This window comes from Lactiplantibacillus argentoratensis, assembly GCF_037290055.1.
Taxonomy (GTDB): domain Bacteria; phylum Bacillota; class Bacilli; order Lactobacillales; family Lactobacillaceae; genus Lactiplantibacillus; species Lactiplantibacillus plantarum.
Window position 1 is genome coordinate 2031400 of record NZ_CP147647.1, and the last position, 20204, is coordinate 2051603.

Consider the following 20204-nt stretch of genomic DNA (forward strand, 5'->3'; position numbering starts at 1 on the left):
GGTAAGATTATGGATAAAGATATGTCGAAATACGAACTCATAGATAACATTACTAATGACTTAACCTCTTTTATTAATCTGTATGCTTTCGTTTATCTTACAAAAGATAGCTACTCAAGGAAAGAATATGACCGCATAATCCAAGGAATGGAAAGAGATATGGTTGATCGTCTTAAGCAAAAATAATTGTAGGTACATTCTAATTAACTGTTGAGCCGACCAAAACCCATTGTTGGCTCTTATGCGAGTGTAGTTTAGTGGTAAAACGACAGCCTTCCAAGCTGTAGTCGCGGGTCCGATTCCCGTCACTCGCTTTGACCAACATATTACCGGCTAATAATTCAGGAAAATAAAAATATTGGAGGAGTCTAACAATGAGTGAACCAGAAGAAGCACGTCAAGCAGGAAAAGTTGTCTCATTCATTAACATGAAGGGTGGTGTTGGAAAAACTACCTTATGTAAAGAAATTGGATACACATTAGCGGATAAATTCAATAAATCTGTGTTGTTTATCGATGTTGATCCACAAGCAAATCTAACCCAATCATTATTTGATAAATATGATTTTCTTAATCAAGAACTATATGACGAATTAGACCCTAAACAGCAAAAGGGCATAACAATTTCCGATAAGACAATCAGTAGGTTATTAGACTCCTCAAATTATGAGCCAGCTGAAAATGATGTAATACAGGTATTAGATAGCAACAAAAATCTTGCGTTAATTCCGGGCGATCTTAACACTATTTTCCTAGAACGCACTAATGGGGGGTCTGCAAGAGAAAATGCCATTGACAATTTTTTAATAAGAAATAGTATTACTACAAAATATGAATATATCCTAATTGACTGTCCCCCTACATACTCCTTCTATACAACAGCTGCTTTCAATGCTAGCGATTATTATATTGTTCCAGTTGGTGTAGATCCTTACTCAACTCTTGGAATTGATTTGCTTGAAAAAGTAGTTAAAAAATTAAGAAAAACCGATATAAGAAGGTACTCATCTAAAAAACTAAAGAACTTAGGAGTAATCTTCGATAGTACAGCAAAGTCATCTTCAGCTAACCGGCAATTAGAGCTACAAAAAAGTAGAATTAAAAATAGTAAAAAGCTAAGTAAGTATAACTTGTTTTTCTTCTCTAATGATTTCATTTACAATTATCAATTTAGAGAAGATATATCGTACTTTATACTTGACCATGATAATATGAAGAGTACGGCCAACATTAACAAGCTAACTCAAGAATTCATCGACAGAGTCAACTCAATTTAGTTCTGGGGGATAATGATATGGCAAAAGAATCTCAAAATTTTTTACTTGAAAATGATTTAAAAGAAATTGATACTCGTACTAATCCGGCAACCATACAATATAAACTATACTCAGCATATGTTAACCTGTTACTTTCACATAAATATTTTCAAACAAATGCTGATATTAAGGAACTAACAAATAAACTTGATTTTGAATTAAAAGACTATGTCTTCAAAAGCAGAACTCTGCTTATTGCCAGATTTATGAAAAAGATTCAAACATTAGACTCAGAACAAATTCTTCTTTTCCTGTCAGTCGCAAAAGAAATTGTTCAGGAAAACGGCAACGGCAAAATATCCAAGAGAGCAGTTACAAAAACAAGCAAAAAGCTATCCGCAATAGATAAGTTTGGCCGTTCTTAAATTATGAAAAAAACGGAACTTTACTCAAGTTATAAATCTTTCATAAAAAATAACTATCCTACTACATTTCTGGCTAAACCTGACGAGCATTCGAATGATGCTGCTCAACTGTATATTTGTATTTATAAAATTATCTTCCAACTGAAGTTAATGCGCAATAAGTATGGTATAGAGAACGAAAGGAAACATTATATCCAAGAAATTGAACAACTATTTTTAAAAGTCCTACTCGTTCTTCCTCTAAATGATAAGTATCTACTTGATACACTTTTGCGTTCTATTTCAGAATCAGAATTACGATTAATTTTAACTGCTAGTTCTAATAGACGAATATCAAAGTTTGAAATTGAAAAAGCTTCTTTCTCGACAATAAAAAAACAAATCAATCTTGATAGTTATCTTTTTAAAAGAAAAAAACAATTTATTTATTTATACGATTTATTCAGTACATCATCAGTTAAATTACATGGTCCACTTACGGATATAGATACCATTCTATATTTAAATGAGCAGCTACGTACTTCGTTAAATTATGGGACTTATAAGAAGAAAATTTTTAATATATTAAGAATAAATCTAAATATTTTTCAGAATGAAATGCCTCTTAAATACGCAGACTATGGAATTGAAGAACTAACAATCTTAAAAAATATATTTAGCCATTCAGAGCAAATTAAACTTGATTATTATTGAAAGCCCTAGTGACCTGGGCTTTTAATTTTAAGCTTAAAAGAACATACGTTCGGAAATATTAACCTATTGTTATTTCCAGTTGGGAGGAATAAAACATGTCAGTAACCAAACTTAATAATGGTAAATGGCAAGCCCGTGTCTCTTATAAGGATGATGACGGTAATTATAAGTCGGTTACCCATTTAGAAAAGCGCAAAACTGACGCTGTTGAGTGGGAAACTAAAACTAAAAATGCTCTGCTGGAAGGTGCTGACTTATCACGTAGTACCGAGAGCCTAAAGCATTACTTTCTTGATTGGATCAGAATTTACAAAACTGACGGTGTATCGCGTCATACTCACGAGCTGTATATGGGCAACTGGCGTCACGTCTCTGCATATTTTAAGGATAAACCTATGAGCGCAATTAAACGGCCGGATTATCAGAAATTCCTGAATGAATTTGGCCGCAGTCATGGAATTGCCACATCTCACAAGCTTCATCAACAAGTACACACTGCAATCAAGGACGCCGTAGCTGATGGTATTCTAAAACGAGACTTTGCTTACAAGGCACACGTCACTGGACGCCCTCCTAAGCCCGTAGAGGAAAAGTATTTGACGTTGTCCGATTATAAGAAGCTGCGTAAATACCTCATTAAAACGGCTGATTATGACCACATGACTATGCTGATGATGCTGTTTCAATTAGAAACTGGAACCAGGTTCGAGGAAGCTGCTGGTCTGACGTGGGATAATTTGGATTTGAATAATGGAATAGTTCACATTAAACAGCAGTGGGACGCCCGTAGACAGACTTTTCGTCCAACTAAGGGAAATGGACAGGCCGATGGAGATATAACCATAGGACCCGCCTACTGTCGTTTTATGAGGAGCTATCGTAGCACGCAGAAAGATTATTTAGAATTACACGAAATGAAGAATCCTAAGAACCTCGTATTTTGGTCTAAACTAGGAAAAATCGTGGGCAATGGGAATGCAAACGAAGAGCTAGGACGTATTTGTAACCGTCTAAAGATCAACAAAGTTACAACACACGCCATGAGGCACACACACGCTTCGATTCTTATCCTAAATCATGAGTCCCTTCCCTATGTTCAACATCGCCTTCGACATCAAAAACTAGAAACGACCGTTAACACCTACGTCCATCTTATTGAAGAAGAAAACGGCGTGTCAGATAAGAAGGCTACTGAGCTAATGGACGGAGGATTTTAAAAATGATAATTTTATGATTGCTGTAGTCCTTGTGCCGCAAGGGATTACAAAATCATTTGTTAATTTTTCTTCCAAAAACTGCTATATTTTGGCTACTTTTTTCGTTTTTGGAAGAATCGTGGAAGAACATATCGTGTTTGAGTGGTTTTCGAGTGTAAAACAAAAGCACCAAAACGCCTTTATATCAGCGTTTTGGTGCTTTGTCGTTTCTCTATATTTGTCGCCTTATCACCCGCACGGTAGTTATACCATTAAGGGTAGCACGCTATAAATGCCATTTATAAGCCATTTATGAAAAAGAGAGATTTTTAATTTACAAATCGTGGAAGAGCACAAATTAATTTAATATTGGCCCTTTTTTGATGTTTTGCTTTTTCCACTATTATATACCAACTTATTATCTTAAACACAAAAAAGTCCCACACCAGCCAATTAAGGCTAGTGCAGGATTTTATAAATGACTTTACATTTTTTACTAAAAGGCAAAGTGTTAACATTGCATCTGTTTGCTTCATTTTTCCGATTTTACATGTTTTGACTGATTTTCTAAACCATTACTTTATAATTAACTCGTTAAATAAAAAAGACCTTCCTGCAACTGGCAGAAAGGAGTGATAACAAATGACAGATTGGAAACTTAGTGTGGGTAATCAGTCCACACTGAAAGAATCCTTCAATAATGTATCTTCAATCTACAAACATTCTAACACTTCTAGTAGAAAAAATTCAACAATTTATTCATCAACAAATAACGTTTCTTGATTACTCATAATACTGAGTTTAACAAAGTATTATGGTAAAATTAAAGATAGGCAAATTTTACGGGACTTAATCAATCCACTATTTTGCCGGAAGGAGGAATCCTTCAATGGTAATATCTTCAATCATTCTGCATCTTACGCTTACCATCTCTACTAAAGATTTGGTAACCGTATTATTAGGATTAACCAAGTTTGCCTTACTTATTCGGAAAGCTAACAAAAAAGCGTAAAGCAGAATAAACTTGGAAGCACAGGCTAGTGTGGGCAAGCACACCAACTAGTCTGTGTTTTATTATATCATAATATAAAACGCAGATTGCGTGTCACTTCTAGAAAGCTCACTTATTTGATAAGTAGCTTGTTACCAGGATAAATCGTTGAATAGATACTCTTACCGTTTTGCGCTGCCAACGTGTAGACGCTTAAACCGTTGCGTTGAGTGATCACCCACCATGAGTTACCTGAAACGACCGTGTAATACGTGTGAGAAGCATCCGTTTTAACGTATTCCAGTGAATTATTGGCTGGGCCTGTTGCTAGACAACCATAACCCATTAAATCGTGGCTGACGTACCCACCCGGAGTAGTATACGGTGGTTAGGCACCAACATAGCAACGTTTTGTTTCACGACGTGCACCAAATGTGCACCAAAATTTCTAGGCGGGTAATACATAAAAAAATTCCCCACGCCGAAGCGCAGGGGAATTAATCAAGTTATAACTATCATCTAGAAACTACACTAGAGACAATTAATATTATACTTATTACTTGCTATTCTGTAAAGTCTTGTAGTTATCTAATTAGCTATATTGACAGCTAATAATGCTAAATCTAAACTCTCACTAACAAAATATACAGGCAAGCAACAAAAAAAATCTTCCACCCATCAAGCAGAAGATTATCCTCATCACTTCCGGCACCACTAACCGACAATCTTGGGGGGATTTGAAAGCTGTGATACTAATAACAGGACAAGGGACATAATAACACTTGTCGGTTTATATCACAATACCGAAAGTAATCTATAGAAAAATATTAATAAGTCCTTGTTATATTAATTAGGTTTAATGTATAATAACTGTGTTCTTTATTATCTTAGGAGAAACAGAACACCCATTTTATTTATTTAAACATTGGGCCAGTCTTGACTGGCTCTTTTTTATATATTTTGTTAACAAAAAATCCCCACGCCGAAGCATGGGGGACTAGAACAGTTCAAGATTATTATACTACTTTTGGCTTGCTTGTGAGGCGGATTCTGACGCCATTTCAGTGTCAGAAGCTGCAGAACTATTCACTGCAGCGACTGTGGACGTTGGTGTTTGCGCTTCGTCAGCAACCGCATTAGCGGTCGCTTCAACCTGACTTTCCTCGTCACTTTTAACTGTTGGTGCTGTCACTGTTTGAACGTCAGTAATAACGCCCAGCATACCAAGGATTGTTAACACGGTGTTGATAACGGCCACAATACTCGTCCAGTCACCAGTAAATTTAACGCCAAACACAGCAAAGACTTGTTGAATCAAAACGATCAATAATGAAATAATCCCAGCAATTAATTTTCCATTCAAGCTTCCGTCAGCATTCTTAAAACTAATTTTTTTCATTTTCTTTGGCTTCCTTTTCATATAGATGTTTAAATTCAATGTCATGACCATCTAACCGACCTTCTACCTTAATGACCCGGTTTTCAATAGCGTTCATTGTGTCGGCGTTTTGCTGTCGTACTTTTAAACTTTCATCAGTAAAACGGCTAAGCCGCTTGCCTAAATCGTTAAGTGGGATACGGACCGTCTTATTGAGAATCCAATTAGCTAATACACAAATACTAGTGACAATGGCAACAATGGATCCCCATTCATCCCAACCTAATCCTAATAGTGTATGCAATTACCGCACCACCAATCGCTGGCCAGGATAGATAGTGGTGTAAATCGTCTTTCCGTTCTGACTAGCTAATGTAGTCATGCTCAGGCCGTTGCGTTGTGCGATTGTCCACCAGCTGTCGCCGGACTTAACTGTGTAGTACGTATGAAAGGCACCACTCTTTACATATTCCAGCGTATTGCTTGCTGGGCCGGTTGCTAAATAACCATAACCATTAAATCGCGGCTGACGTACCCAGCGATAGCCACTTTTAATGATAGCTTGGTCGGTCTTTACCGTGGTTCCAGCTGGCAAAATAGCAATCGCATTTGATGACGTTGACATGCCAGTGCGCAGCTTAACCGCCGTCTTGAGTGTGTAGATCTTCTTTTCCTTGATCCACTTAGCCGAAGCATACGGCTGGTAAGTATGTTTGTTTGCTTTTCGATTGTTGGCCTTTACTGCAGCCTTATTAGTCGGCTTGACCGTTGATTTTTGACCAGCGGTGTAGTAGTTGTCATTTAATTGGCTAACATCGAAGCCACCATAGCTAATACGGAACTTAGCCGTTGATGACCACTGCCATGCGTGGTTATTTGAATACCAGTTCTTACTGCTAACCACATACGGGTAAGCAGCAACCCAGCTGGTTTTACTCTTAATGGTCATCTTATTGTTAGCCCATGACCCTGACGTGTAAATGTCGGGTCGATAACCAAACTTTTGAATTTCTTTCATGAAGGCGGCATTGTTGCGGTCATTGGTTGCTTTCGATTGGCTGTTGGCTTCCTGTGATTCGACGTCAGTTGCTAGTACCGCGCCAACTGGTAGTCTGACCGCTTTGGCTGCCTGACCAGCAAAGTCAGCTTCGGCAATTGCTTGAGCCTTAGTTTTATAATGGGCAAAGTGATAGCCGTTGACGTATAAGCCAGCTGCTTGACCATTAGCGATATTGCTAGCAGCATAGCCATCTTTGAAGGTTGTACCTTCACTAATCTTGACGGTAAGGGCCTTAACGCCAAATTCATTACGCATCGAAACGTATTCGGCGGTACTCATGTAGCCATTATTATTCGACACATCGACCATATCCATGCGAGCGGCGCTGGCATTTAGTCCTAAAAAAAGAGCCGCCATAGTAGCCGCTCCGGATAATGCTAGTTTATTTTTGAGTTTCACTATTATCATCTCCCATTATTTAGTGGTTGGCGCTACGTAGTCCTCACCAGTGATTTCTTTGTACTGATCAGCTGTCAAACCGGCACCAACGAATACTTTAAAATAATCGTTAGCCGCGCCCCAGCTTTTAAAAATTTTGCATTGATCGTAAATTGTCATCACAATTTATCAACTCCTTGTTTTAATTTGGCAACATCAGCCGCTTGTGCCATCAATATTTGCTGTAAAATAGCAATTTGCTGTTGATCTGGGGTCAACTGCGGTGCTGTAACTGTGCCTGTCCACTTAATACCGTTCCAACTGTAAGGTGGCATTAAGTCGTCCTCGGGTGCCAGCTCTGTTTCATTTTTAGCAGTAATATAACTGTCCTCAACGGATTTAGACCCGCGAAATTCTTTTGTCTCACCGTCAAAAATATATATTAATTTCATTTCTGACCTCCTATAAAATCGCTGAAATTTTGGCAAACGCCTTACTGCCGTTTTTATCGACTACGATGCTAGCAATACCATCTGCATTACTAGTCGATGGCAGATAGATGTCACCATAATTAAGCTTGACAGGGTCTGGCATCGTGTTATCTGATCGCGAATAAACATAATTCTGCCAATTTTTATATGGATTGCGAAATGGTTTGATCATAAATACATTTGCCCCCATTGACTCGATGGTACCCATCTTACAATTGGCAATCGTATTACTATGCTCAACAATACGGGTCATTTCACTTGCTAACGGGAATCCGAAACCATAGCGAAATCCTTTTATCACATTGCCATTAATATAAGTAGCCATATCAGTAGGACTATTAATCATAATAGCCGTTGCATCACCTGCGTCAGAATAAAAATCATTGTTTGCGATGTGTAATGATTTGTATTTATTTATAATATTTAAATAAAGGATTGATCTACGCAAATAGCCACGATTACCTGTAATAACAAATTCATCAAACAAATCATAATCGGTGCCATTATCATCAGCATAATTTAAAAACTTAATAAATTGATCCGGCTCAGTATTTATTAACGTATTATCAGTCACAAATCCTTTGGCGAAATGCATTTCAACGTCCAAAAAATCTATTGCCGTTGAATCAAATAAACGATTATTATTAATAACAAAATTATTAGTCTTAGAAAGCTTGATAAAAGCATTAAGCTTGGCATTATGCATAATATTATCTGTAATGAAAAGTCCGTCAGTGGCGCAGCCGTTTAATTCCTCAACCATGCCGTTATGATTAATTTGGCCAGCTAATAAATTCTCAAAAACATTATTTCTAAAAATTACATTTTCGGGTTGCATTAGACTAGCATCTGCAGCCTTTTCAAATAGCGCAACCATCAAACCAGATCCACAATTTTTAAAGTAATTATTTGTAACAATGACATTACGCCCAGACATACATTTAATTGGGTGCTCAAAATTTGTCACAAATCCATCAATGTCACGGTTAATGTGGCAATCATCAATCGTAATATCGTCGCAATAATCCGTATTATGCTCAGCACTACAGGAAATGTATACACAATGGCGATAAATGTGATTAAAATCACAATTTATAATTTGCACATGTTTTGAGCACTGTAGCACGATTCCATATCCGTTTGTTATTTCTGGGTTTTCAGCAGTTGCTGTTGTCATTGCGTTGGAAAACTCACAATTATTAAAGACTAAGTTTTTTGAGTTATACGTATCAATTACGCAATTTGTGAAGCCAGAAATATTAATATTATCTAGTGTGACATTACTTGATGCATCTGCAATACCAAGACAAAATTGTTTCCCTGAAAACCGGCCTTCAACTAATCTAAAATTAAGATCATATAATTTAATATTAGCCCCCTGCATGTTTACCGCCACCGTATCATCAGCGTCAAGCAAAATTGTGACGCCTTGACCATAAATGGTGAGATTGGATTTTTTTATAATTAAAGTTTTAGTAATTACATAATTTCCCGCAGGCATAAAAATTTTGTCGTATTTATTAAAAACATCCTGCAGAGCCGCGGTATCATCAGTCACACCGTCGCCAACAGCCCCAAACCACTTGACATTAACACCACGATCTTCAAATTCACCATTGACCTTATCTGCAACGGTAGTACCAGCCATTTTGAAATCGCTTAGTGTTCCCACTAGTTCGTCCATCTGGCCTTGAGTGAACAGGTTACTCTGCTTGATTTGTGCTTGTAGCGTTGTCAGCAAAGTCTCTGTATCGGCACCCTGCGCGCTCAAAGTCGTAAAGAGGTCAGTTAGCTTTTGTTTCCACTTGCTCAAGTCGCCATCAGCGTCGTTAATCAGCAGCTGTACGGCATCCAGAAGCTTCTGTAACTCTGTACGGAACGGTGCCTTATTGACAAACATATCAGGGTTCCCGTTATATACGTGGAACCAGACATTGAAAGTTGTCACCCGTTTACCGTCAGCATTTTGTAACCCCAAGAAGCCGTAGAAATAGCCTTCCTGTGGGAAAATGGTTCCGGGGAGGTTCATCTTCACTCGACCCAGGCCAACAATATCATCGCTTGTCCCAACATAGCTAACTGCTTCACCAGTCTCAGCGGTAACTTGGTTATTATCATCAAGGCTGCCCACAAAGCCAGTCAAAAACGGAACTAGCCCATCTTGAAACTGTTGTGCTAATCCACGTTCTTTGAACTGGACAACCAATGGGGCTTGTTCATCCCCCACTCGACCATTGAAACTATCACTCAGATTGAAAGCATCACCTGAACCAATTTGTTGCTTGTACGTATCTAATGTAATCGTACTAATCATTTACTCACCTTCCTCAATCTCTACTACTTTGCCGTTAACAATTTGAATCGGTACATCATACTTAGTGAGAATATTGACGATAGCTTGAACATTCGCATCTCTAATTTCATTGTCATCTTTGATATTTTTTAGATCCTGAATAATCTTATCCTTATCCGAATTCAGCCTAGCCTGGGAACCATCTAAATCATTCAAAGCCTCTTCAATTACCTTAAAATTACCAACAAGCTGACTTCTAAGAGTATCATCTAACACGTTTGACAGCTGGTCAGTTACTAGTTGTATTGCCATCTTCTTCCTCCTTTTTTACTTTTTGCCAGATGACCTTCCCATCATTATCAATGCTAGGTACCCATGCAGTACCATCTGGTGAGGTTAACTGCCCAATTAAACTTAGTCGTTGGTCCAAATCATCACTAGTCACTAACTCTGGTTTATTGGCAATCTTCTCCCAGCTAATTGGAAACTGCATTGAAAGAATATTAATAGCCTGTTGCACCGTCATTTTATCCACTCACAGCACCACCCAATGCATTAAGTCTTGCTAGTGTACTCGTGTCAGTAATCAAATCATTGCCATCTACAGCATCAAGTCCGGCCTTTAGTTGTGCGATCTGTTTACCAGAATCACTATGAGCAGTCTGCAATCCCGCGGTGATTTGTGTAAAGCTTTTAGTCATATTGCCAAAGGTCACGCTAGTCGTCGCTGGAGTAACCAAATCAATCACGGTTTCACTGATTCGAGTTTCAACATCCACACCATTACGATCCCGAATATAGCCGTAATTCCCAACCTCACTGTTATTAATCATTCCAGGTACCGAGTTAGTCTTGAAATCATTCAATGTCGCAGTTCGCTGAATCAACGGCACATCTTGTAATTTTGATTTCAAATATGCCAATAGGGAATCACTATTCGTGAACCGCTCATCAGAAATTGGCTCTGCATCAATTACACCCCACGTTGTTGCGTTAGGACTCGTGTACTCAGCAGTAGCCAATGGCTTTTCTTTGTCGTCTAACTTACCTGTACCTTTAATATGAGTTGCAATCGTCGTGTAATCACTCTCATCGGTCAACGAGCTAAGATTCAATCCATCTAACCAAACGAAAGCATCACGCTTACCGACTTGTTTATAAATATCAATGTGCTTGCCCGTACTAGTCCATTCGAAATTGAAGTCCGACATCAAAGTGTTTAAGAATAAATCAAACGCTAATCCAGTACCGAAATCTTCAGAAAAATCATAATGATTGAAATCATCATGAATCGTATAAGTAAAACCAGTGCCTTCAGTAATTAGCTGCATGCAGCTATCGAGCGACTGGGATCCCTTTATACTCTTTTCAACGTAATGGTCGTTTAAATCGTGCACAGCGCCTAGAAACGTTGCTTTAACATTGCGACTACCACCGATGTTAGATCCATTCATGGTCTGAATACGATAAGCTTCACCACTATCAGAATCTAGCAAAAGCGTGCGTGGCTGCAACATGCCTACAGCAGACGCGTTAGTACCCGTGTTAATGAACGTCAATTCCAACTGCGCCACTTGATTCACGGTTTCAGTCAATTGTGCTGAAATTGGGATAACTGGTAGTTCGTTACCTGTTACATCACGTAAATAAAACACTGTCACACCTCCTAAACGTAATAGCGTGTATCAAACTCCAAATCATAATTCGTTGCACCCGCCACCAGTAATTCATTAATCCCTTTGACGTAATCTAAATAGGCATGATTCCCCTTGCTGTAGACATTCACGCCATCCACAACTGGAACCATGCCATATAAAATTAGAGTTTGGGATTTATTCAATGCTTGGTTTAACTGAAACACCTGCCCCGTAGTTTTGTTAGTAATTGATAACTGACTAGCCACATCTCCATGGAAGGTTAATGTGGCTGTCTTGCCATCAGCCAACAGCGGAATTGAGCCACCAACAAACACCTTGACGTCGCTTTGATTGGTGAAACGATACGGTGGTAAACATGCAAACGGAATATCAAATCCTAATGGTATGTTATCCTTCATGTTGGCAGTGGTGTTAATCGTCTCACCAAATCCACCAGTAACAACTAGGTTAACTGTGATATCCTCCGTCATAATAGGTGACGCTTCATAAGGGTCTACATTAAAACCATCATCCGCATGGACTGGCCAACGAATCGATGGAATGACGCTACTAACAACATAAAAATCCTCGTAGCCGCGAAATAAATCAAACAGCTTCAACCGCATTAGTTCTTGGTCAACCGAGTCAATTGTTTTGACATCAAACACTAGTGGTATCTTGCGTTCACTCGTGTGTGTTTCAGATGAAGCTACATTGTACTTACCAACTGGCGTGTAAGTTCGAGTGAACGTTGGTGCGGGTGGTGAAAACTTTTCTACTTGAATACCCAAATCAGATAGCCAGTAGCTATTGCCATCCTGTTGAATCACTTGAATATCTAACTCCATTTATTTACCTCCTCTCGCTCGATCAATGACAACATCTTGGCCTAGAGCCAGCTTGATTAACGGATATTGGGCGTTAAAAAGGACACCGTTATCTAGTTTGGCAGTGATGTTAACTGTCTTGCTAGTAATTGCGTCCACTAATGACTTGACCATACCTAATACCTCAGCAGTTCCGTTCGCCGTTGCACCACTGACTGCGACGGGCCCACCATTCTTAGGAACGTCCACGGGAATGGTACTCTTTAACCCAGCGGCTTGTTCTGCACTTGTAGCAACAAAAGCCTGCTGGCCAAATGACATCTTGACAGCTTGGTCCGTTAAATACTTGCTGTAATTCGACTGATCATCTGGGATGTGAATTTCACGTTGGTTATGCTCAGATACCCACGCTAATTGCTTTTCATAGGACTCGCCGCCTTTGTCAAAACGACGATGACCGCTGGGCGCCCAACCGCGATTCCACATCAAATCGTTGTACCAGTTTGAATCGTTAAATAACGCCAATAGTTGGTCATAACCATTAGCACGGTTTCCATGGCCTTTAACCGCGTAATACCGGAATGTTTGTCCGATAAATTGAAGTAACCCCTGAGCAGGGTCAACACCAGTATTGACATCCACATAGCCATGTTGAAATACTGTCGGATTACCGCCGGACTCGTGATTGATGGTATTGAGAATTTTCTTAATACCATCTTCCGGCATCGATACGTGCATAGCAGCGGCGGCTCGTTTGATGTACGGAATCCACCGTGTTACTCCAGCACCACCCGGATTACCAGCACCCTCAATAGCTAGTTTCTTTAGCCAATTGGTTTGCTTCTTTTCCCAGTCCTTAGTATCTGGGCCAAACTGATTCTGTGATCCACCTGGAAACAGGTTCATGTTGAAACTAGAATCTATTAATTTTTCCCAGTTCTTAATCGGGTGCTCCATGAACTTCATAGCATCACCAAATAGGTTCTTAATCCAATCAACGATGTTACCACCAGAACCAGTCGCAAACATCGGTAACCCCATCATTTTAAGGAATGGTGCCGCTTTTTCAGTATCCTCACCTGAAAAGACTTGAGCACCGACAGGCAAGTGGGTCACAGTTGGAACAGCCGGTGACAGTCCTAATGATCCATTACCGTAATCAATCAATTCTGGCTTATAACCATCACCAACTATTGCAGTTTCAGGACTAGTGATTTTGCCATTAGTGCCGGCTTTGTATCCAGCCCAAGGATTGGCGATACCAGTAACTGGCTGTCTATTGTGAGTTTTTTTGTACGATTGTTTGCCACCCACAGCTTTCGATAAATCATTAGCACTGTTTCCACCTATATCAATGTTCTTAGCAACAGCTTCTCCGATACCTCCAGCGGCCTTCAACGGGTCAGCTGAATATTGAACTAAGGCGTCATTAAATGATTTCATAGAGCTTTTACCAGCCCCTATTGCCTTCCGCCCTAAAGTTAATTCACCTTGAATCGAGTCCGCCGTGCCAGTAGCAGTTTGAATAGCGGTCTTTTTGTTAGCTGTTAGTCCATCGTTGTAACTATTCATTGTGTCTTTGCCGCTCTTACTAATATCGACGTTGGTGTCACCTGCAATCATAGCAGTAAGCGCTTTGAGATAGTCGTGAGTAGAAAGCTTCTTATCTTTGTAGCCTCGGTTTAACGTATCCATTGTGTAGTGACCTTCGCCGTTAAGCTCAATGGTGGTGCCTTTGTGTACTTGGCCTTGTAATTTTTTTAGTACGCTGTCAGCCTCAGGTATCCCTGCGTCTAATCCGTTGGCTAGGGCACTCATATTTTCTTTACCAATATCATGCAAAGACTTCTTGCTACTAAACATCTTATTTAGTGCTTTGCCATAACGTGTCTTTAAATCACTCTTGGTAATAATTCCAAGATCCAAGCCTAATTTGAGTGATTGAATATCGCTCTTACCCAGCTTAGATAAATCTTGCTTAAAAATAGAAGCATATTGTTTGCCATACTTACCCTTTAAATCGGAGTCTGTAATTGAGCCATCTTTCAAACCTTTCTTCAATGTTGAAATGTCATCTTTACCCAGCTGTGATAAGTCTTTAGGAAACAGCCCCATGATTTTTCCATTGAATTGTCCATTTAGGTCAGACAATGTAATTACGCCATCTTTGAGACCTTGCTTTAGAGTCTTCATTTCCTGACTGCTTACTTTAGAAAGGTCATGTGGAAACAAGCTAACAAAGGAATCACCCAAAACTGGCTTTAACTCTTTTAGCGTTAATACGCCACTAGACAAGCCAGATTTTAGTTCATCCATAGTGGATTTGCTTAAATCACTGGCAGATGTAATATTTCGTGACTTCAAGTCGGCTAAAATAGTATTAAAATAGACTTTTGCTTCTTCATAACCTGTTTTAGATCCAGATTTTATATCGTTCCAAAACGAAGCAGCTGTCTTCTTACCATACTTTCCAAGATCAATCTTGCTAGTCGTGTCTGAAAGATCCAGGCCCCATTGCTTAGCAACTGCCGTAGCACTTCCCAAACTTCCGTTGTTCAGTGCCTTAATATAGTCACTATGAATTTTAGCGGCCGCTTTGGCATTCTCAGCACCCGACTTAGTAGTGGTTGCTAGTAAATCGTCAGCGTCAACTTTGGCTTGAGCAACAGCTTGGTCAGCATCCATCCCCATTGCTTCATAGGCTTTTTCCTGAGACTTCTGGAACTTAGCCATATTCTTTTGAATCGTGCCATGCGCGTTGACTTGATCATCAATGTACTTCTGATTATCCTTCTTATGGTCCGCAATCCACTTGGCTGCCGATTCTTCGCTGTTGCTGACATCGTCCCAATAGAGCTTTTCCTTTTTGCCATTCTCATCGGTAATCGTTTTAGTATACGCATCATCAAGCGTTTGCTTTGTGCGTAAGCTTTCACGACCATTGTTGTTATACGCATCGCCAGCTGCCTTTTCAGTTTTGATGTATTCCAACGAGGCCTGCGTTTGCTGCTTGTTACGCTTAGCGTCCAGCATGGCCAGTGCTTGGTCGTATTGGCTCTTGCTAATTTGGTCATTTTTTCTTAGCGATTTTAGCTCAGACAAACTCTTCTTGTAGCTATCACTTGCCTTGCCGTAAGTCTTGGAATATGCCGAATCTGCTGACTTTACGTCCGCCTTATACATGCCATCCGTGATAGTGCCATGCTGTTGAACGTAGGCTTTATATAATGCTTGCTGGTCCTTATAAGCCATACCAAACGCGGAGACTTGCGAGTCAATGTAAGCTTCAGCCTCATTTAGCCTGGCCTTCTGAGTAGCAGACAACTTAGAGAAGTCACCGTCAACTGACTTTAAAATGCTCTCCATCGTTTTTTTAGCTTTTTCAAGCTTACTTGTTTGCCCATCAGCCCGCTTATCAACCCCCTTTTCAACTTGCGTTACCCAGCTATTGCCGGCACTTCCAAAGCTTCCAGATAAGTCGGATAGTGCGTCCATCCCAGCCTTTTTAGTCTTGGAAAACTGTTGTTCAACCAAATCAGCCATCTTACTGTATTTAGTAACCACATCGCTAGATAATTGTTTAGACTGCTTACCTACCGCGGTGTCCAATAGTGCCATATCATTCTTGGCTTTTTGATGTAGTTCATTAAATGAGCCAATTGCTTTTTGCGAGTTTTGACTGATATTGGCGCCATATTCGTCCATCGAAGCACGTTGGCGCTTCAACTGGTCACTATGCTCCTTGCCAGCTTTAATCGCAAAGTAAGTCGCTGTCCCCACAGCTGCTACACCTAACACAACCGGGGCAGCAGCCGCAGCCAACGCACCTAATCCTGAGACTGTACCTAATGCTGACCCACCTAAACCTAATAAGGAGGCTGAACCTGTTTCTGCGCCACCACTAAGGCTAGCAATGACAGTACTGGCCGCACCGCCATCTTTAACCAAAGTGCCAAATAACGGTGATAGTTTACCAGCACCAACCAATAGTTTCATAGATCCACTAGTTAGTAGCCCTACACCAGAGGTCAATTTTCCAAACATGCTAATCAATGGGCCACCAGCCGCAACTGCTAAGCCTGTATTAAGAATTAGCTTCTGCGTTGCCGGATCTAAGTCGCTAAAACGGTCTAGCATATTCTTTAACTCACGAATAATTGGCGTGAGGGTTGGTAGGAATTTCTGCCCAAATTCAATCTCTAAAGCGTTTAAACTAGATTTAAATTGGGCCATGGTGAACTGACTCGTGTTACGCATTGTTTTGTTGTATTTATCAACGGTTCCATTGCTGTGTTCGATCTCATTAGATAACGATTTGTACCGATCAAGATTAGCGTCCATCAAGGTCATACCGACCTTCATATTTTCCTGACCAACAACGTTATACATGAACGACTGACGCTGCTTATCATTCATCTTCTGATAAGCACCCTGCATTTGTCCAAGAATATCAAAGACGTCTTTCATTTTGCCTTTGCTATCGAATACTTGAATATTGTATTTCTTTAAATCCTTAGCTGCTTGACCTGTCCCTGTTCCAACTCGTGTCATCAATGATGACAGCCCCGTACCAACAGAGCTAGCGTCAATACCAGCAGACTTTAAGCGCCCTGCAATTGCCATAAATTCATATGTTTTAACGCCCATGGCGTGCATTGCAGCACCAGCATTACCACTAATTTCTTTCAAATCGTCTAATGACATGGCTGACTTATGGGTGGCTTCAGTCATCTGATTCATCAAGCTATTACCATTCTTTATTACAGTACTGTTTGAACCCAAGTTCTGACCAAATTGTTCAAGCATAGAAGCGGTCAGTTTAATAGACTCCCCAGACTGATCGGAATTAGCGGTCATAGTCTTTAACAACTCTGGCATCATTCCCATGGCTTGTTTGACATTGTAACCATTAGAAACCAATTCAAACATACCATCATTGATTTCTTTGGTACCAACACCAAATTCTTTGGACCATTTTAATGTGTCTGAAGATAGATTCTTCATAATTGAGCTTGTTTGGCTAGCAGAGTATCCTTGTGCAACAACTTCCTTACGGATATCAGCTAATTGATATTGATAATTGGAAGCGGCTTTAGTTGCTACACCCAGTGCTGTGACAATAGGTACCGTGAAACCGATGGTGGCTTTACTTCCCAATGAACTAATCTTTTCACCGGCATTTTGTATCTTAGTACCCATTGCCATAGCTTTATCGGCTACGGCAGCCATTTCAGGTGTTAACGCACCAACACTCTTTTGCAGTTTGCCTGCTGACAAAACCAGAGCTTGCTGTTCACGTTCAAGGGCAGCATATTTGCTTTTAGCCGCTACTACTTCAGCAGAATTATCACCTTCTGCTCGTGACAGACGACCAATTTCACCAGCTGTTGCTGTCATCTCTTGTCGGTTAGCTTGCAACTGTGCTTTATAAGAGTTCAACTTAGAAACTTGAGAAGATATGTGCAGCCCTGCTTGTTCTTGAGCGGCTGATAGCTTACTATAGCTGGCTGCAGTTGTCTCTAACCCTTGATTCAACACTTTTAAATTGGCAGCTGCTTTCGGGCTAACATCCACGTCTTTAAATGTTCGCTTAAGAACTTCGACTTGTGCAAGCGCCTCTTTAGCGATTAAGTCCACGTTAATCTTGACACTACCAGCAATATCAGCCATCTACACACATCCTTTCTATATTTTCCCTTGCTCCCGTAGCTCTTTCATCCGTAACGCTTTGTGTGGCATATCTAAATTAGCCAGCTCGATAGATAGTTCATCTGGTGTCAGCTTGCCGTCGCCATCGGTGTGAGCTTGCTTTAAACCATAAATTAGCTTCATTTGTTTCAAATAAGTTTGCGTATCAGCATCCACATCATCGCTAACCTTGGTCAGTCGAAACCTGATAACTTTTTTAAATTGCGTATCTTCATTAAGACCATCCAACATAGTGGTAAACCGTTCCCAACTGAGGCTATCTCGGTCTAAATCGATACCGTATTGTTGTTGGAACCCAGCCTTGATTAACGATTCGTCTTCATCAAAATCAAAAGACCGCTTACCAGACTTGAGCACCTTAGCTCGAACCCGATCGCGGTCATTATTGATTTTTGTATTAAATATTTCAGATAGTAACTGGCCCTTATCCTCAAAACGTAGCTTGCTCGTATCGTCTAATACCAGCGCTTTTAAGCTGACTTCTACACGCTCTGGTATAGTTAGGCCTTCATCCCGAATCGCTTTAAAATAGAGCAACACCATGCGAAATGAAAGGTCTAAACGATACCGATGTTTCCGAAATACGATACTGTTAGTGTTTATCTCGGTAAAACTCATTGTTCATTCTTCCGCAATTCTGTAATGGACTGTAAGTACTTGTCGCGATAATCGGAAATATCCGTATGTTGTTCTACGTTAATCATGATTTGAGCGACAACCTTAGCAAATACCACCATAGAATCATTGCAAGTATGATATAGTTCCTTGCCAGCAGCCTTACCAAACATGCCATCAAGTAATTGATAAAAGCGTTCCTTAGCTTCAATCTTATATTTGTTCTGAATATCATCGTACATTCGCAAATAGCGTCGTTGTAGGACTTGTTTCTTATGATCTAACGCCGTCATTGGTTCATTAATCATATCTTTTTCCAATTGAGCTTCTTTATCAGTTAACTCAACAGAGCGGTGTTGCAAGTCTTGTTGCAACTTAACTTCGGCCATCTTAATGTCGTTATATTGATCTGTAAAAACAGCAAATGATTTATCCGCAAAGCTCACCGTGTAACTCTTATCACCAATTTCAAAAGTCATGCTGTCACTAGGAACCTCTAATTTAATTACATCACTCATGCTGGTACCTCCTAATATTTTTAATGCTATGTATGACGGATCGCTCCGTCACTTGCCTACATACTCTTTACAATAGCGCCATCGCTAGTAGGCAATGATTGAACATTTGATGGCGCTGTTATTTTGACGGATTACCGTTGTCAGTTGGCATATTAGCCTTAACACCCAAAATAATCGCATTTTGACAAGGTGTATCCTTCAATGCAGTTTGCATATCAGTAGGATTGCTTGCCTTGATTACTGTGGGAGTAGCATTGTACGTCATCGTTACCTTGAAGCTGCCGTTATCGTCCGCAGCGCCACCACCATCATCAATGTCAGAGAATGTTCCCATACCTGATTCAATCGCATTAGGTGTTAATGAACCATCTTCTTCTTGTACCCATTGGACTTTACGGAACATCCGTTCACGCAAGCCACCAGTCTTTTGCTTCATGTCGGCAATATCATCTTGGGCCGGGTTCCCAATTGAACGATCACCAGAAATATCATACGATGACGTTACACCAGTAACTGTTTGTCGTTCTTGGCCACCACCATTGTAGTAGGCAGCAGACTTCTTCTTATCAGTATATTTAGGCGTTACAGTCGTAATCCCATCACCTAAATATAACCAGTTGATCGTCTTATCTGCCGCAGTTTTTCCTACCCAATATTCATCTAAATAGTTTTCTTGAATTGACCCCTGGACGTTTCTGTCGTTCGGGTCAGCTGTTGGTGTTGTTGCATCAGCCATT

20 protein-coding genes and 1 tRNA gene are annotated in these 20204 nt (G+C 40.0%); 6 read left to right on the forward strand and 15 right to left on the reverse strand.

Features of this window, described 5'->3' with window-relative positions:
• The first annotated feature begins 9 nt into the window (after window positions 1-9).
• The 6 genes from V7R88_RS09725 (at window position 10) to V7R88_RS09750 (ending at window position 3591) form a co-directional block, all read left to right on the forward strand.
• Window positions 10-186, forward strand: coding sequence for a hypothetical protein (locus tag V7R88_RS09725; protein WP_016511204.1), 177 nt, complete (start codon window positions 10-12; stop codon window positions 184-186).
• A gap of 57 nt (window positions 187-243) precedes the next feature.
• Window positions 244-314 (forward strand) — tRNA-Gly (locus V7R88_RS09730).
• Window positions 315-374: 60 nt separating this feature from the next.
• Window positions 375-1277 (forward strand): ParA family protein, encoded by a 903-nt coding sequence (locus V7R88_RS09735; protein ID WP_127526312.1) that lies wholly within the window; start codon window positions 375-377, stop codon window positions 1275-1277.
• A gap of 17 nt (window positions 1278-1294) precedes the next feature.
• Window positions 1295-1681, forward strand: coding sequence for a hypothetical protein (locus V7R88_RS09740; protein ID WP_127526313.1), 387 nt, complete (start codon window positions 1295-1297; stop codon window positions 1679-1681).
• 3 nt (window positions 1682-1684) lie between these two features.
• Window positions 1685-2374 carry a hypothetical protein gene (locus V7R88_RS09745; RefSeq protein ID WP_127526314.1) on the forward strand — a complete coding sequence of 230 codons (690 nt, stop codon included), beginning with the start codon at window positions 1685-1687 and terminating at the stop codon, window positions 2372-2374.
• 95 nt (window positions 2375-2469) lie between these two features.
• Window positions 2470-3591, forward strand: a complete 1122-nt coding sequence (locus V7R88_RS09750; protein ID WP_338816215.1) for a tyrosine-type recombinase/integrase — start codon at window positions 2470-2472, stop codon at window positions 3589-3591.
• Between the two features lie 1103 nt (window positions 3592-4694).
• Here V7R88_RS09750 and V7R88_RS09755 read toward each other — a convergent pair.
• From V7R88_RS09755 to V7R88_RS09825, 15 genes are all read right to left on the reverse strand, one after another.
• Window positions 4695-4907, reverse strand: coding sequence for a LysM peptidoglycan-binding domain-containing protein (locus tag V7R88_RS09755; protein WP_021356213.1), 213 nt, complete (start codon window positions 4905-4907; stop codon window positions 4695-4697).
• 675 nt (window positions 4908-5582) lie between these two features.
• A complete protein-coding gene (locus V7R88_RS09760) occupies window positions 5583-5960 on the reverse strand; it encodes a phage holin (protein ID WP_338816172.1) in 378 nt (125 codons plus the stop codon).
• On the reverse strand, window positions 5947-6243 hold the full coding sequence (locus tag V7R88_RS09765; RefSeq protein ID WP_338816173.1) for a hypothetical protein: 297 nt from the start codon (window positions 6241-6243) through the stop codon (window positions 5947-5949). Before V7R88_RS09765 ends, V7R88_RS09760 begins: the two co-directional genes overlap by 14 nt.
• Complete coding sequence (locus tag V7R88_RS09770; protein ID WP_338816174.1) at window positions 6244-7407, reverse strand: GH25 family lysozyme; 1164 nt, start codon at window positions 7405-7407, stop codon at window positions 6244-6246.
• Between the two features lie 6 nt (window positions 7408-7413).
• Window positions 7414-7557 carry an XkdX family protein gene (locus V7R88_RS09775; RefSeq protein WP_289229468.1) on the reverse strand — a complete coding sequence of 48 codons (144 nt, stop codon included), beginning with the start codon at window positions 7555-7557 and terminating at the stop codon, window positions 7414-7416.
• Window positions 7557-7829, reverse strand: coding sequence for a hypothetical protein (locus tag V7R88_RS09780; protein ID WP_289229267.1), 273 nt, complete (start codon window positions 7827-7829; stop codon window positions 7557-7559). The genes V7R88_RS09775 and V7R88_RS09780 overlap by 1 nt, the downstream gene beginning before the upstream one ends.
• Window positions 7830-7839: 10 nt before the next feature.
• Window positions 7840-10182, reverse strand: a complete 2343-nt coding sequence (locus V7R88_RS09785) for a glycosyl hydrolase family 28-related protein (RefSeq protein ID WP_338816176.1) — start codon at window positions 10180-10182, stop codon at window positions 7840-7842.
• Complete coding sequence (locus V7R88_RS09790; protein ID WP_338816178.1) at window positions 10183-10473, reverse strand: hypothetical protein; 291 nt, start codon at window positions 10471-10473, stop codon at window positions 10183-10185.
• The gene (locus V7R88_RS09795; RefSeq protein WP_338816604.1) at window positions 10451-10687 is read right to left on the reverse strand and encodes a hypothetical protein; all 237 of its coding nucleotides are present in this window, start codon (window positions 10685-10687) and stop codon (window positions 10451-10453) included. Before V7R88_RS09795 ends, V7R88_RS09790 begins: the two co-directional genes overlap by 23 nt.
• 1 nt (window position 10688) lies before the next feature.
• Complete coding sequence (locus tag V7R88_RS09800; protein ID WP_338816179.1) at window positions 10689-11816, reverse strand: phage tail protein; 1128 nt, start codon at window positions 11814-11816, stop codon at window positions 10689-10691.
• Between the two features lie 11 nt (window positions 11817-11827).
• Entirely contained in the window at window positions 11828-12646 is an 819-nt protein-coding gene (locus tag V7R88_RS09805) for a phage tail domain-containing protein (RefSeq protein ID WP_338816180.1), read from the reverse strand.
• Window positions 12647-18295 (reverse strand): phage tail tape measure protein, encoded by a 5649-nt coding sequence (locus tag V7R88_RS09810; RefSeq protein ID WP_338816181.1) that lies wholly within the window; start codon window positions 18293-18295, stop codon window positions 12647-12649.
• A 15-nt stretch (window positions 18296-18310) separates the two neighbouring features.
• Entirely contained in the window at window positions 18311-18877 is a 567-nt protein-coding gene (locus V7R88_RS09815) for a Gp15 family bacteriophage protein (protein ID WP_338816182.1), read from the reverse strand.
• Window positions 18878-18948: 71 nt separating this feature from the next.
• Window positions 18949-19467 carry a hypothetical protein gene (locus V7R88_RS09820; RefSeq protein ID WP_338816183.1) on the reverse strand — a complete coding sequence of 173 codons (519 nt, stop codon included), beginning with the start codon at window positions 19465-19467 and terminating at the stop codon, window positions 18949-18951.
• 118 nt (window positions 19468-19585) lie between these two features.
• On the reverse strand, window positions 19586-20203 hold the full coding sequence (locus V7R88_RS09825) for a phage tail tube protein (RefSeq protein WP_063486493.1): 618 nt from the start codon (window positions 20201-20203) through the stop codon (window positions 19586-19588).
• Window position 20204: the final 1 nt, after the last annotated feature.